13 protein-coding genes are annotated in these 15,689 nt (G+C 37.0%); 3 read left to right on the top strand and 10 right to left on the bottom strand.

The features are described from left to right. Position 1: 1 nt before the first annotated feature. The 7 genes from J2Z26_RS05210 to J2Z26_RS05180 form a co-directional block, all read right to left on the bottom strand. Positions 2-1,480: a glycoside hydrolase family 32 protein gene (locus J2Z26_RS05210; protein WP_193536213.1), complete on the bottom strand. Its 1,479-nt coding sequence runs from the start codon at positions 1,478-1,480 to the stop codon at positions 2-4. A gap of 124 nt (positions 1,481-1,604) precedes the next feature. Further along, positions 1,605-2,432, bottom strand: a complete 828-nt coding sequence (locus tag J2Z26_RS05205; RefSeq protein WP_193536211.1) for a carbohydrate ABC transporter permease — start codon at positions 2,430-2,432, stop codon at positions 1,605-1,607. A gap of 17 nt (positions 2,433-2,449) precedes the next feature. Then, positions 2,450-3,343, bottom strand: a complete 894-nt coding sequence (locus J2Z26_RS05200; protein WP_193536209.1) for a carbohydrate ABC transporter permease — start codon at positions 3,341-3,343, stop codon at positions 2,450-2,452. 180 nt (positions 3,344-3,523) lie between these two features. Beyond that, positions 3,524-4,792: an ABC transporter substrate-binding protein gene (locus tag J2Z26_RS05195; protein ID WP_193536207.1), complete on the bottom strand. Its 1,269-nt coding sequence runs from the start codon at positions 4,790-4,792 to the stop codon at positions 3,524-3,526. Between the two features lie 59 nt (positions 4,793-4,851). Further along, entirely contained in the window at positions 4,852-6,936 is a 2,085-nt protein-coding gene (locus J2Z26_RS05190; protein WP_193536205.1) for an amylo-alpha-1,6-glucosidase, read from the bottom strand. Between the two features lie 154 nt (positions 6,937-7,090). After that, the gene (locus J2Z26_RS05185; protein WP_193536203.1) at positions 7,091-8,107 is read right to left on the bottom strand and encodes a LacI family DNA-binding transcriptional regulator; all 1,017 of its coding nucleotides are present in this window, start codon (positions 8,105-8,107) and stop codon (positions 7,091-7,093) included. Between the two features lie 251 nt (positions 8,108-8,358). Then, positions 8,359-9,228: a proline iminopeptidase-family hydrolase gene (locus J2Z26_RS05180; protein WP_193536201.1), complete on the bottom strand. Its 870-nt coding sequence runs from the start codon at positions 9,226-9,228 to the stop codon at positions 8,359-8,361. A 154-nt stretch (positions 9,229-9,382) separates the two neighbouring features. On the opposite strand from J2Z26_RS05180, the gene J2Z26_RS05175 reads away from it, so the two are divergent. Genes J2Z26_RS05175 through J2Z26_RS05165 form a run of 3 tightly spaced genes read left to right on the top strand, consistent with a single transcriptional unit; the run spans position 9,383 to position 13,083 of the window. Continuing rightward, the gene (locus J2Z26_RS05175; RefSeq protein ID WP_193536199.1) at positions 9,383-10,870 is read left to right on the top strand and encodes a spore germination protein; all 1,488 of its coding nucleotides are present in this window, start codon (positions 9,383-9,385) and stop codon (positions 10,868-10,870) included. Positions 10,871-10,874: 4 nt separating this feature from the next. Then, on the top strand, positions 10,875-11,978 hold the full coding sequence (locus J2Z26_RS05170; protein ID WP_193536197.1) for a GerAB/ArcD/ProY family transporter: 1,104 nt from the start codon (positions 10,875-10,877) through the stop codon (positions 11,976-11,978). Next, on the top strand, positions 11,965-13,083 hold the full coding sequence (locus J2Z26_RS05165; protein ID WP_193536195.1) for a Ger(x)C family spore germination protein: 1,119 nt from the start codon (positions 11,965-11,967) through the stop codon (positions 13,081-13,083). The genes J2Z26_RS05170 and J2Z26_RS05165 overlap by 14 nt, the downstream gene beginning before the upstream one ends. 106 nt (positions 13,084-13,189) lie before the next feature. Here J2Z26_RS05165 and J2Z26_RS05160 read toward each other — a convergent pair whose 3' ends face one another. The 3 genes from J2Z26_RS05160 to J2Z26_RS05150 form a co-directional block, all read right to left on the bottom strand. Continuing rightward, positions 13,190-13,702, bottom strand: coding sequence for an MltG/YceG/YrrL family protein (locus J2Z26_RS05160; protein ID WP_193536193.1), 513 nt, complete (start codon positions 13,700-13,702; stop codon positions 13,190-13,192). Then, positions 13,692-14,072 carry a hypothetical protein gene (locus J2Z26_RS05155; RefSeq protein ID WP_193536191.1) on the bottom strand — a complete coding sequence of 127 codons (381 nt, stop codon included), beginning with the start codon at positions 14,070-14,072 and terminating at the stop codon, positions 13,692-13,694. Before J2Z26_RS05155 ends, J2Z26_RS05160 begins: the two co-directional genes overlap by 11 nt. A gap of 219 nt (positions 14,073-14,291) precedes the next feature. Further along, positions 14,292-15,644 carry an aspartate aminotransferase family protein gene (locus J2Z26_RS05150; protein ID WP_193536189.1) on the bottom strand — a complete coding sequence of 451 codons (1,353 nt, stop codon included), beginning with the start codon at positions 15,642-15,644 and terminating at the stop codon, positions 14,292-14,294. Between the last annotated feature and the right edge of the window lie 45 nt (positions 15,645-15,689).

Here is a 15,689-nt window from a genome sequence, read left to right as displayed (position 1 = left end):
TTTAAAATGCACCTGCAACCGTCCATTTTTCTACCTTTAATAACTCAATTTCCCCTTCACTAAAGAACTGAATACCTATCGATTCTTCATTTGGGTAGATTCGACCTGTCATTACCTTTTCACCTTCATTAATAAATAACTCAACAGAAGAAGAATCAAGAAATAAATGTAGGTGTAGTTTGTTGTCAATTAATTCGACGGGAGCTTGACGGATTCCTTTAGGACCAGCCCCTGAATTGTCTCGATTAAAGGTGATCACCTTTGTTCTAGTGTCATAATACAACACTGTTTCTTCACCTAAATCTTCGTTCACCCTTACCTTTAGTCCAAACTGTGTTGCATCTTTTGCGTCTATCGTTACTTTTAATTCAACGAAACTCCCATCCACTTTTGGCAGCAGTTCATTACCATTTACCTGGATCCTTTCATAAGCAACCTTGTCTTTACGCAGCGATTTTAGTTCAGGAACTGGAGAAATGCGTAGCGTTCCATTTTCAAGTGTCATCACTCTTGGTAAGGTTATCGCACCTGCCCACTCATACTTCTGTTCAGGCATTTCACTTTCCCACATATTCATCCATGAAAGTACAATTCGACGGCCTTGTTCGTCAACGGTTGTTTGTGGAGCATACACATCAAATCCATAGTCGAGTAATTGAAAAGGACCATGTTCTAAGATCCCTGTTTCATAATCCAGCTTTCCAACCACATATCCTGACTGGTGAAGATTATGGTACATATATCCCTCTGGTGCCATTCCTTGTGGAGACATAAGAAGAATATCCTGTCCATCGATGTTAAAGATATCCGGGCACTCCCACATATAGCCAAAGTTTCCTGTCCCAGTAGCAGCCACATTCATAAATTCCCAATCCACTAAATCTTTTGAACGATAAAGTAAAATTTGACCGATGTTCTGATTGGTTTTAGAGCCTAATACGCAATAATAGTGCTCACCTTTTTTCCAAACTTTAGGATCTCTAAAATGAAAAGGATGAATGTTGCCTTCAGGAGCAGTCGAGATAACAGGGTTTTGTTCATCTTTTGTAAAATGAATCCCATCTTGACTAGAAGCTATACATTGAACCTGCTTTAACTGGTGGTCATGGTCATCACCGGTCCACACATTCCCTGTATACATAAGATACAATTTATCATCGATTTGAATCGCACTTCCTGAGAAGCAACCATCTTTATCATAATCTTCACTTGGAGCAAGCGCGATTGGAAGATGCTCCCAACTTGCCAAATCTCTGCTTTTCGCATGCCCCCAGTACATTGGTCCCCATTGAGGTGAAAATGGATAATGCTGATAAAATAAATGGTACTCTCCATTATAGAAACTAAACCCATTTGGATCATTCATCCATCCAGCTTGAGGAGCAACGTGATAGGTGGGATACCACTTGGTCTTACGAATTTCTTCATGCTTTGACTTAAGTACTTCTTCTGCCTGAATAATTTTATCATCATGGTTCATATTTCATCGGTCCTTTCTTTCTTCCTATGTACATAGTGTCGTTCCTTTTTATAAATCTCAAACATTTTTTCAACCGCTAAGTACAAAAACAAACCTTGGCATCTGAACCAAGGTCTTGTTTTTATTATTTATCACCTGTAAAGGAAATACCTTTGATAAAGTAACGATTGAAGAATGCGTAAAGCAACAAGACAGGTAGTGTAAATACCATCGAAGCTGCCATAATATAATTCCAATAACTAATATACTGTCCCTTAAAGGTGTTCAATCCTAATGGAAGAGTGAATAGTTCAGGATCTGATAGAATAATTAACGGTCTCATAAAATCATTCCAAGAACCCATGAACACAAATATTGCTTGTGCAGCAAGAGCTGGAGTAGCCATTGGTAATACGATTCTAAAAAACGTTCCGAATTTTCCTAATCCATCTAGCTCTGCTGCTTCCTCTAGTTCCTTAGGGAAGTTGATGAAAAACTGTCGCATCATAAAAATAAATGTAGCATTGACCATTCCCGGAATAATCATGCCCTGGTAGGAATTTAACCAACCTATTTCTTTTAAAATTAAGTAGTTTGGAATCATCGTTACTTGTCCTGGTATCATTAAAACGGCAAGAATTATTATAAAGAGTGTTTTTTTACCAGGAAAGCTTAACCTTGCCAATGCATACCCTGCCATTGAGTTAAAAAGAATATTTAAGCTAGTTACAGATAATGCAATAAAAATACTATTAAATAACCAACGTGGAAAGAGCTCTTGTTCTACGAAAATCATTTTATAATTTTCTAACGTAAACTCCCTAGGGATAAAACTGATAGTCCCACTCACAATCTCCTCTAATGTTTTAAAAGAAGAGGACAGTGCCCACAAAAAAGGTATTAACGTGATTAACGCGTATACAGTTAGGATCGTGTATAATAGTCCTTTACCGAAACCGATCTTTCTCTTCATGTTCTACTGACCTCCTTTTAGTATAGAGATTCTTCTTTTGAAAATTTCCGTTGAAGTACTGTTGCAGTTAGAATAACAACCGCTAAAGCAAATGCTAGGGCAGCTGCATATCCCATTGTGCCTAAGTTTTTAAACGCATATTGATAGATAAGTAAGACAACGGTAAGGGTTGAATTATTCGGACCACCTGAACCGGCCGAGAAGATATACGATTGATCAAATAATTGGAAGGTACCGATAATACCCATAATGACCACAAAAGAAGTTACTGGACGTAAGTTAGGAACCGTAATATAAAAGAACTTTTGAATTGCATTGGCACCATCTAAATCGGCAGCTTCATAAAGCGAATCTGGTATTCCTTGAAGCGCAGCTAAGTATATTACCATGAAGAACGGTGCTGTTGACCAAATATTCATGATCATAATTGCATTTAACGCTACTGAAGGATCACCCATCCAGTTATAAGTTGGTAATCCAACGATATCTAACATCTTATTGATAAGTCCGTTTTGATTATACATCCACATGAATATTAGAGTTAATACGGCCGAAGACGTTAACGTAGGTAAAAAGTATACAATTCGAAAGAATTTCTGTCCTTTTAGCCCAGCATTAAGTGACGCAGCTAAAACTAATGCTAAAAACGTTTGCGTTGGAACAACAATCGCGACATATTTAAACGTATTCCAAAGGGCAATTTGTGCACGGCTGTCATCTGCTATTCTTGTAAAATTATCAATGCCTACGAAATCAAACGATACCGTTCCTAATAGCTGTACTTTGTGAAAGGAAAGAAAAATCGCATATAGGATAGGACCTATTATAAAGAGTAGTAGTACGAATAGTGTCGGGGACATAAACAAATACCCTTGACCTGCTTCACGTAATAACTTTTTCCGATTTCTCATTTTCTCAACTCCCTCTTTCTGTTAACCTTTAAGTCTTGTGATTGCATGTGATTGGAAGTTTCCTAGTTGATACTTTCTATCTCAACTCTTTCTAACGATTTTCATTCAAATCATTACAAAGAGTTGAATAGAAAGAGTCGAGGAGGGAAGAACCCCTCCCCTATCTTTTCAAGTTAAATATTAGTTATTGTCGATTTCTTTATTTGCCACTTCTTGTGCTTCTTTCAATGCTTCAGCAAGAGGACGATCTCCTAGGTACGCACTTACAAATTGATTGTTAAAGTTTGTGAAAATGATTGGTAAGTTTGTTCCATCAGACCAAACTGTTGCATAAGGAGCACCAGCAACAAGTGCACCACGTAATTCATCTTTGTCATACCCTAATTTTTCAGCAACTGACTTACGTGAAGGTAACTCAAAGCCTTTTGAAGTCCACGTTTCCATTCCTTCTTTACCAGTAAGGTACGAAATTAACGTCGCAGCAGCTTCTTTCTTCTCAGATGCAGCGTTCATTACGTAAGCTACAGTAAATGCCATTGTTCCATTTTTACCATCAATCGTTGGAACTTCAGCTGTTCCGAAATCGATATCTGGGAATGTGTTTTGAATATAAGGAATTGCCCAGTTTCCTTCAATAACCATAGCTGCTTTACTTTGACCGAACATTTCTCCTGTCCAACCAGCACCAACTTGGTTAGGTTGTGCAGCCGTCTTATCAACTAATGCTTGATCAACATATGGTTGAAGCCCTGCAACAACTTTTGAATCAGCAAAGTTTGCTTTATTATCTACAACTACTTCTCCGCCTTTTGATTCAGCTATAAACATTAAACGAGCAAGCTCTGGATTTTGTCCAAATCCATATACATCAGTACCTTTTGTTAGTGCTTTAGAAACTTCACGTAATTCATCCCAAGTTGTTGGAACTTCTACACCAGCTTCCGCAAACATTGCTTTGTTATAGAATAATGCTAATGTAGAGTACCCTTTTGGATAACCATACGTTATGCCATCTTTTTGGAATGCTTCTAATAAAGGAGCTTCAAAATCCGCCGCATCAAAGTCTTCAGGCATATGCTCATCAAGTGGTTCAATTACACCAGTTTCAATTAAACCAGGTGCTTCAAAAGCATCTAGGTAGAACACATCTGGACCTTCTCCACCTATTAATCTAGTTTTAATAACATCCATGTATTGATCAGCAATTACTTCATGTTTTACCTTAATGTTTGGATGTTTGTCTTCAAAGTCTACTAATACTTGCTTTAATAGGGCTGCTTCTTCGGGAGATGAACCCCAACCTGCAAGTGTAATTTCTACTTGTTTTCCTTCTTCTTTTGGAGCATCTTTAGAAGTAGTGTCTTTATCCTCACCACTACAACCTGCTAGAATACTACTAGCTAATAATGTGGTCATACCAAGTGTAGCAAGCCATTTCTTATTAAACATTTTTCTTTCCCCTTTCATTTTTAAAAAATTTTATCTATCGAAGAAATCTTCGAATAAGATCATTTATTAATAACTTTATATCCAGTGGTGTTTTCTAAAATTTCAATTCCTTCTCTAGTCACTCGAAGGGATAGCAGTCCTTCTCCGATTGATAGATTGCTTACCTCAAGTTCATTCATAGGTTTTAGCAGATTAGGAGAAATTGTTATCTGTTTTTTCATACTGTTAGGAAATAGGCCTAACATGGATTGAACAAAAACAAGTGGTGTTCCAGCTGCCCACGCTTGTGGAGAGCATGCAACCGGGTATTTTACAGCCTTACCAATCGATTTTTCATAACCGCAGAAAAGTTCAGGTAAGCGATCATATTCAAAATAACTTGACGCATCGATTAGACCTTGCATTACCGTATTGGCCTCTTCACTCTTTTGTAGCTTACTCATCCCAAGAAGAATTAAGCTATTATCATGAGGCCATATACTTCCGTCATGATAGCTCATTGGGTTATAACCAGCCTCATCTGCTCCCATTGTTCGAATGCCGAATCCTGAGAACATTTTTGGAGATACAAGCATTTCTACTACTGAATTTACTCTTTCAGGTGAAAGCATTTCTGAAAATAATACATGCCCTGGATTTGATGTAATTGTACCTACCTGCTTTTTATTTTCATCCAATGCAATGGCGTAATAGTTCAGATCATTCATCCAGAATGCTTCTTCAAACTTTTCTCTAAGAGAACTTGCTTGTTCTTTTAGCACTTTTGCTTTCTCACCATTTCCAAGAGTGTCAAAGATTTCAGCTAGCTCCATTTTTGCTTGGTACACATAGCCTTGAACCTCACTTAAAGCAATTGGTGTTTTCGCGTAGTCTCCATTACGGTGAACAATGGAATCACCGGAGTCTTTCCATCCTTGGTTGGCAATTCCCTTACTTGATTCTTGATGGTACTCGATAAACAAATCACCATCACGATCCCCATAATGATCAATCCAATTTAATGCTGCTTCGATGTTATCATTTAACGTAGTTACAATTTCTAAATCCCCCGTCCATCGGACGTATTGAGTTAACAACACTAGAAAGAGCGGTGTAGCATCAATTGTTCCGTAATATGGTGTAAAAGGAATTTGGTTTGTGTTCGCAAGCTCTCCATAACGAATTTCGTGCATAATCTTCCCTGGTTGTTCATCTCTCCATGGATCGACCTTTGTCCCTTGCTGACTTGCCATCGTTAGTAATGTTCCTTTAGCAACTACAGGATTAAAAGGTAGCATTTGTAGTGCAGCTATCAAACTATCTCTTCCAAATGGAACACCAAACCAAGGTAGTCCAGCAACAGGGAACTTGCCATATCCTAAATCCGTTAGTAGTACTCGTAAATCACCAATTCCACGGTCTATTAGACGTTGTAGCGGTTCAAAATCTGTCTTAACTTTTGTAATTGAACTGTCCCACTCTTCGTAGGAATTTTTAAGATTTACTAACGCTTGGTCAAATGCTAATGGTTCCGTCACATCTACCTGACCAATCGTTGGTTGAATCATAAAAATGAATGTGTCTTCTTCTAAATGATTCAATTCAAAATCAAAGTAAACGCTTCCATCTGAATCAGATGATTTTTCTGCTTTATCCCAGCTAATGATTGTTGATCGATGTAGCTGGTCTGCTCCTTCATAGTGGAAGGTTAATGACTTGTTTGAAATCGTTTGGCCTTTTCTTTTTCCAATCTCACCTGTTTGAAACCCACGTACAATGAACATATCTGAGAAATCAACATCGAAATGAAGACTCACATTGAAATTAACGGATTTTGGGTAGTAGTTCTTCACCTTAATAGACTCGTATAAAACTTCATCATAAATGAATCGAGTTCTTGTTATTTCGACAGATTCACGCCATAAGATCAATTCGCCGTCTTTTTCCATATGAGGGTTGGTTAGTAAGATTTTTGACATATAGTTCTCAGCTGCATCTGAAGCTAGCAAAACTGGATTTTCCCCATTAATCTTTAAATCTAACTTACTTAAAAATCTTGTATCCTTCGTATAAAGACCAAGTCCATACTGATGGTTTTCCGTAATGTTTCCATTTGTATCTGTTAGTAAGAAGAGATCGTTTTCTTTGATGACTCTGTAATCCATAGGTACCTCCTTAATCTCTATTGCCAAGAGAACTTGTTTTTAGTCTCTCTTTTTCCGAAACGTTTTGGTCGAACTTGAAAAAAATATCGCATTTCGTCATGTTATGTCTACCAAAACGTTTCGGATTTTATGCAAAAGAATCAAATGATTCTTTTCATTTCCTTAGAGTACTCGTTGTTTCCCTGATTTTTAACTCTGTTGGTAGCGTTATCGTATGTGGTTCATTATCATTCTCAAGCATGTTTATTAATAACTTTGCCGCTTCAAAACCCATTTGTACCTTGTCTTGGGCAATAGTTGTTAAAGCTGGTGTAATGTGTTCTGCGAGAATAATATCATCATAACCTACAATGGAAAGTTCTTCAGGAACTTTCTTACCTAGTTGTTTAGCAGCCTTTATTACCCCCATTGCCATCAAATCACTTGCACACAATATGGCTGAAATCTCAGGGTAAGTTGATAATAGTTCAAGTGCCTGTTCTTCGGCTTTCTTTTCTTCAAAGTCACCATTGGTGACCCATTTAGGGTTTATTGGTATTCCAGCACCCTCAATTGCTTGGTAATAACCTTCAAGTCTTTGCCTGCTTACAAAAGCGTACTCATGTCCATTGACCATCGCAATATTTCGGTGACCTAGTTCAATTAAATGCTGTACTCCCTTTTTAACTCCTTGGACATTATCAGTTGTAACATAGCCAACGGAATCAGACTGTATCGGAATATCTATTAAGACACAAGGGATTTCGCTATCAACAACTTCCCTCAAATAAGGATCATCGGTACGAATTCCAGAAATTATAACACCGTCTACCCTTCGTTCGCGACATAGTTCAGAATAAGTCTTTTCACGTTGCTTTGAAGATGTTGTACTAAAAATGACAAGGTCATAGTCTGTTTCACCCACATATTGATTTAAGCCTACTAAAACCTCGAATGTAAAGTTATCTTTTATACTGCCTCGGTTAAGGCCCGAAATAAGTAAACCAATTGTTTTGGACTTATTCATTACAAGGCTTCTTGCCAACGTATTGGGACTGTACTTTAATTCTTTTGATATCTCAATAATTTTCTGCCTTGTTTTTTCATTTACATCAGAATATCCGTTTAGGGCTCTTGAAACAGTTGTCACGGAGACTCCAGCAGCCTTTGCAATATCTTTAATTGTTGTCATTGTGAAACTCCTCCAAAACGTTTCGGATATCTCTTACTTTGGATTCTACTATAGGTAGAAATCGTTTTCAATAAAAATATTTAACTATTTTCTTTCATTTTATTTTGCTCTAAAGAAAGTATCTAACAATTGGTTGTTTTATTATTGGGGTTTCACTGCATTAAAGATGTGACGAAATGGTGAAAGAGGTCTCTCAGACCACATCCCTCTCTCTAGAAAGAGGAATATAGTCTAATGAAGAACCTTTTACATTAATCCACATTCTTTAAAAAGCCGCCTATCACTCTTACATACTCTTCACGTTCTTCGATATACGGCATATGTGCACTTTGTTCAAAAACATGAAACTTCCCATTTCGCGTTAGAGAACTAAAATACTCCGTAGATTTAGGTGTTGCTTCATCATATCGGCCACATGTATATAGAGTTGGAACAGCGATGTTGTTTAACTCTCCTGTGCAATCAAAGTCTTTTAAGTTCCCTGTTACATGAAATTCAGAAGGACCCCACATGATGTTATACACTTCAGGATTTTTAAAATGTGCACCTTGTTTTAGAAACTCTGGGAATGGGTCAAGTCTGCATACGAAGTGTTGATTAAAAACTTTCGTAGCTTCCTTATACTCTTCTGAATCTGTTGTTCCATTTTCTTCACATCTAGTTAATATTTCTTGAACTTCTTGCGGTAATAGCTTTCGGTTTTTTTCTTGGTCTTCTGCCCATAATGGTGCACTTAGACATGGACTAGAGAAAATTATGCTCTTTACACCCTCAGGCTTTTGTAAATAATAAGCTGCAGCTAAGGTTGTCCCCCAAGAATGTCCTAATATATGAAATTCTTCAAGATTTAATGCGTTACGGATTTGACTTAATTCCTCAACAAAGCGGTCTAGCGTCCATAATGAAGTATCTGTTGGACGATCAGATTTTCCACATCCTAATTGATCATAAAAAATGACAGGTCGGTCTTCTGCTAGAATTCTTAACCCTTGTAAAGAGTAATGCGAAGAACCTGGACCACCATGTAAAACAATTACAGGTGTATTCTCGGTACCGTTGTCATGAAGTTGATAAAATACCTTTCCACCTGTTACTTCAATCATACCTTCTTTTAAATTCATAGTAGCTCCCCCTTTTATATATGGAGATATTGTACCATTTTTCTAAAGTAACAGTAGAGTCTTAAATTATTTAAAGCGAATTATAAACTTTAGTTATTTAAAGAGGAATAACTTACCACCTTCTAAAGAATGCTAAACATAAGGGGGTGCATATATGAGAGAGTTTCCAGATGAACAAAGTACTGACGAAGGAAATAGCAGGACAACGGAAAACGTAGCGATTAGTCCTAAGGAAACAATGTATCCAACAGTTGATCACATTATTAATGAATTTCAGGATTGTGGCGACTTAGTGCACAGAACCTACCCTCACAATCAAGTTCATGTATTTTATTTTGATCATTTAGTTGATTATAAAAAACTAAAACAGTCTGTTTTAATGCCATGCTCAACATTTTCATTAGACCAACTTCAAACAATGTTAACAGAGAGGCAATATACACCCGTTGCTGAGTCTAAAAAAGCCATATCCGAGATTTTAGATGGAAAAGCATTACTTTTTTTGAACAAGAATGCTTACATCATAGACATTTATGGTCCTAAGGAAAGAGCCATTGTTCAATCTGAAACTGAAACCGTTATTACTGGACCACATGATGCGTTTGTTGAGGGCATCGGGACAAACCTTTCAATCGTACGTAGAAGAGTAAAAAGTTCACACCTGAAAGTCCTAAAGTTTTCAGTTGGAGAGATTGCGAAAACAGATGTGTATCTACTCTATATAAAAGATGTAGCTAATCCAGATTTAATTCATCAGGTTATCGGGAGAATAAAATCGGTTGAACTGGATGCTATACATGATACAAATATGTTTGTTCAGATGATTGATGAGAATCCTAACTCGATTTTCCCCCAATATCTAACGACAGAAAGACCTGATACGATTGCATCTAAATTAGTTTCAGGCCGTATAGTTGGAATTGTAGATGGTAGTCCATCGGTCTTTATTGCACCAACAAGCTTTTTTGAATTTTTTGCTTCACCTGATGATTACTATCAAAGATGGTGGCTAGGTTCTTTTATTCGGTTATTACGTTTTTTTGCATTTATTATCACTATACTATTTACAGCATTATATGTATCTGCAACTACCTATCATTATGAAATCATTCCTGATACTTTATTAATTTCATTAGCTGAATCCCGGAGTAGAGTTCCTTTTCCTCCTATTTATGAAGCTCTTCTCTTAGAAGTCACAATTGAGTTATTAAGGGAGGCAGGTGCAAGACTGCCGACGAAGATTGGACAAACAATCGGTATCGTTGGTGGGATTGTTATTGGGCAGGCAGCAGTGGATGCTGGCTTCACTTCCAATATTTTAATTATTGCAGTTGCAATATCTGCCATCGCATCATTTGTAATTCCAAGCTATATCATGAGTGCTTCTATCCGTTTAATACGATTTGGATTCATCCTCTTAGCTGGTCTATGGGGTAATTTCGGGATTGTTGTTGGAATTGCTTTTTTAATAATTCACCTCAGTGGGGTAACGAACGTGGGAACTTCTTATGTAACCCCTATTGCTCCATTTTATAAAAAAGAATGGTTGGACACATTCGTCCGTGGTCCATTATGGGCCTTACGAAAACGTCCTGTTTTATCAAAATCAGATAACCCGAATAGGAACAAGATGAGGAGATAAAGGTATGCTAAACCCTGTTAAAGAATCATTAAGTAGCTTTCATATCATTCTTCTAACATACCAAATCCAATCTGGAGTTGTGCTGTTTAGCTTGCCCGGACTACTAGCAGAACACTTTGGTACAAATGGCTGGATGGTTACTTTATTTCTTTCAAGTATAGTTATGGTAAATATCTTTGTTATTTCTTTGGCCTACAAATACAGTAAGGGTACTTCTATTTGGGTTGTGTTAGAAGATACTTTTTCAAAAATAGTATTATATCCCTTTTATATAGGTCTTGCTGTTGTATGGTCCATTCTTGGATGTATGGTTGGAAAAAAATACATTCTACTTTTTCAAATGCTCTCATTTCCGACAACTAATCCGATGATGTTTAAATTTGCCATGGATGTACTGGCTTTTCTCTTATTAATAAAAGGATTATACAATATTTCCAAGGCATCCACGATTATCTTCATGCTTACAGTTTGGATTGTCTTCTTAGAGGTTTTTCATATACCAGAAATTGAACTATCGCGCTATACTACCTTTTTCCTTCAAGGTGGAACAGATTGGGTTAAAGGACTTCTTGATGGATATAGTGCATTCTTAGGATATGAACTGGCCATTCTATTTTTTCCTTATGTCACAAAGGAATCAAAGCTAATACGCTCAGTGTATATCGGAAACCTAGTTACAACCTTCGTCTACCTCACTGTTATGATCGTATGTTTTGGTTTTTATAGCTATCAACAGCTGGCACATATGTTATATCCAGTTCTTGATTTATTAGCATTTATTCAACTTCCCTTTATGGCTAGAATTGAAAACATTTTATTTACAACATTTTTCCTCAAAACGATTGTCACTACCGTATTATATTTTTGGGCTGCCAAGCAAGCCTTAAAGCGTATTTTTAAAAGATCAAATGAGAAAATGATTAGTTTAAGTATCATTATTTTTACATTTATAATCGCATTTTTCCCGAGGGTTATCACAGAGGTTGATTTATGGTTAACTAACCTTGCCTACATTGAAACAGTGATTGCATTTGTATTACCTCTAATAGTACTTTCGGCTTTATTTATTCAGAAAATGAAGAGGAAAGGTAAGGATGTCAGTGTATAGATTCTTTTTCCTCGTGTTTATTCTATTCCTTACTGGATGTTCAGACCAACACATTCTTGAAGATTTAGGGATGATTCATACCGTAACCTATGATCTTGCAGATGATGGTGAGAAGTACTCAAAGAACCCAAAGTTGAAGGTGTCTGTATCAATACCAGTTACCTCAGAGAGGGTAAAAGAAGACCGAGAACTTTTAGTAACAACAGCTGCTAGTAGTAAGGATGCACGAAGTAAATTTGCAGCAATGACAAATCGTCAAATTGTGAGTGGTCAATTACAAAATTCACTCTTTGGTGAAGCACTTGCTAAGGGTGGATTGTGGCCTCATATTGATACGTTAGTCAGAGATCCAGCAATAGGCCAAACTGTTAGGCTTATCATAGCAAACCAAGATGCATATGAAGTTGTTAATCAGCATTATAAAGCTAGACCAAGAACCGGTGATTATATAAGTAATCTCTTAGAGCAATCGGTCAATGGCAACGCAATACCCAGGGTAACTGTATATCACTTTACTAGAGATTATTTCGATGATGGCATTGATCCTGTTATGCCCATGTTAAAAAACGAGGGAGATAATATTGTCGTAGCGGGTATCGCCCTCTTTCAAGACGATAAATATATCACAAAAATCAGTCCAGAAAAAGGTACACTGTTTGTCCTCTCTTATAAAGATATAAGCGGAGGGAACTTGAATATAAAGTTAAACGAAGGTGAAGAAAACCAAGAATTAGTTATGCTCACCGCTGTCATAGGCAACCGAAAAATTCGAGCGAAAAAAATACAGGATAGACATTATGAGGTAAGCTTAACCCTTGAAGTTGAAGGATCCGTTTTAGAGTATATTGGTGACAAGACCATTTCCGACGACAAAGACAGAGCAAAACTTGAAGAAGATTTATCGTACTATGTGAAAACTGAAGTAGGAAAATTGATTGCTACTATGCAAGAAAATAAAGTGGATAGCATTGGAATTGGTAAATTCGTTAGAAATGCTATTACTTACGAAGAATGGAAAAGTCTCGATTGGCACGAGGTTTTTCCTACAGTAAAAGTAAATACAGAAGCAAAAGTTGTCATAAAGGAAATTGGAAAGTTTAAATAAATCTCGGGCGAACATTGCTCAGAAATTAAGACGAAAATTTACGAAGAATGCGGAGTTTTTGTAAAACATAAAAGCGAACAGTGTATTTTGTCTGTTCGCTTTTTCATTATTTAAAGAATGTAGCTAGAAGCTGATCAATTGACATACCACTATTAACTTCGTAAGTACCAGGACGTAGCTTATTAGCTAAACCTCTATCCTCTACGATTTTAGTAAAATTAAAGGCATTTTCAATATAACCTGCTTGTTGAAGGGCTTTACCAACATCAATACTTGTCATACCGTCTGCAACAGTGACTGTTGTCTTGGTAACTTCGGGTGTTTTCTTTTTCGTATCCTCTTTGGTCGAATTCTCTTTTTGTTCCGTTTCTCCAGATTCCTCTTTTGTAGACTCTTCTCCTTCTACTTCCTTAGGACCTGTGATTTGTTGCCACTCTTCATCAGACAAAACGACATAGCCTTTAGTGGTAAGTTGCTTTTTCATCTCGTCTTCAGTTACGCCAATTGTCGACTCAACCACACTTTTTTCAGTATTAGGCTCAGCGTAATATACTGCACCACATACACCTGTCGAAACAATCAGTCCTGCTGCAAAGCTTATTATCATTTTAGGATTCATTTGCAACTTTTCTCCTTCCATCAAGAGCTACATAAGGAGAAAGTAATTGTTGAATTTCGTTTATAGATAAATCTTTTTGTGCAGAGATCCCTTCGAGTGAATACCCTCGTTTATACATATCTAAAACTTCTCTTATGACAACACGCTTGCTTGATGAAGTAGTTTGAATTCCAACCTCTTTTGCAAATATTTCTGCATCAAGCTCAAGATTACGAACTTGATTTCCAAGTCTATTAATCTCTTCCATTAACTGAATGGACACTAAATCTATTTCTTTTTTCTCTTTTTTCGCTAATTGTTTCATTCGTACAAATGAAAAGATAAGTAACAACATTGCAAAGCCGAATAAAATTGTTAAAGCCAAACCCATACTATTTTGCCTCCATTAACTGAATCTAAATTCTAGCAAACTTATTATACTACAATCTTGTCGATTTTTGCCCCAAAACATCAAAACAAGTCGAAAGTAAGTGAATTTGTTATAATTAAGTAAAAGAATTGTAACAGTTAATAGGTAGATTGGACCTTGATTTTGAAATAGAAAATAAATAATCCCAAATCGTATGTTGATTTGGGATTAGTTCTTACTTTATAGAGCAGTAACCTCTTCTGTTACTGTTTTTACGATAAACTTTAGATCTTCTTCTAGAATATTTAATGGAGGAGAAATCGATAAGACATTGTTGAATCCAGCAACCGTAGCACCATTCTTACCAATGATTAAGCCTTTTTGTTTGCAGCCAGCAATGACTTTGTTAACAAGCTCCACTTCCAGTGGTTCCTTTGTGCTTTTGTCTTTTACAAGTTCAATCCCTACAAGTAAACCTTTACCTCTTACATTCCCTACATAGGGATGGTCTTGTATATTGGTTGCTAAGCTTGTTTTTAGTCGCTCCCCAAGTGTCTTTGAGCGGGCAAAAAGATTCTCATTTTCCATGATTTCAAGATTCTTCAAGGCTAGTGCACATGCCGCAGGATTACCGCCAAATGTGTTTATATGACGGAAATAATCGTATTCCTCTGTCCCTTTAAATGATTCATAGATTTCCTTTTTCACAGCAGTGGCTGATAAAGGTAAGTAAGCACTTGTAATCCCCTTAGCCATTGTGATGATATCAGGTGTTACGCCATAGTTCATGAAACCAAATGGTTTTCCAGTTCTTCCAAAGCCACAAATAACCTCATCCACAATGAGCAGTGCTCCATGCTTTTCACAAACTTCTTTAACCCCTTTCATGTATCCATCAGGAGGTATTAAAATACCACCTCCAGTGATAATAGGTTCCATAATGACACCTGCAATGGTTTCACTTAACTCCCATGTCATGGCACGATCTATGTCTTGGACTGAGTTCAATTCGGTTGGCTTTGTGTTATCGTTTTCAGGGTTACGATATGAATCAGGTGGAGCAACGTGAATAAATCCCGGTGCTAGTGGTTCATACTTAAACTTTCGTTGTGCCTGACCAGTAGCAGCAAGTGAACCCATTGAGTTCCCATGATAGGAACGGTATCTGGAAATAAACTTATAACGAGACCCTTCTCCTCTTTGCTGATGATATTGTCTAGCAATCTTAAATGCGGTTTCATTTGCTTCAGAACCACTATTCGAGAAGAAAATAACATATTCCTCTCCTAACATTTCGTTGAGCTTTTCAGCTAGTTTAATTGCAGGGTTATGGCTTTGCGTCAGCGGATAATAGGCCATTTCCTTTAATTGCTCATAAGCTGCTTCGGCAAGCTCTGTTCTGCCATAACCTATGTTTACACACCATAAACCAGCCATTCCGTCTAGGTATCGCTTTCCCGTATGATCCGTTACCCACGATCCATCTGCTTTCTCAACAACCATTGTCCCATCCGGGTTATAAGGCTTCATCGAATGCCATACATAATCTTTATCCTTTGAAAGGATGTCGTTACCTTGTTTCATTTTTGTCATCACGTCTTTCCCCTTTCCATTCATGAAAATCGGACAAAAACACGA

Source organism: Cytobacillus luteolus, from assembly GCF_017873715.1.
GTDB lineage: Bacteria > Bacillota > Bacilli > Bacillales > Bacillaceae_L > Bacillus_BV > Bacillus_BV luteola.
Note: the sequence above shows the minus strand (reverse complement) of the source record. Positions and strands in the feature narration are given on the sequence as shown.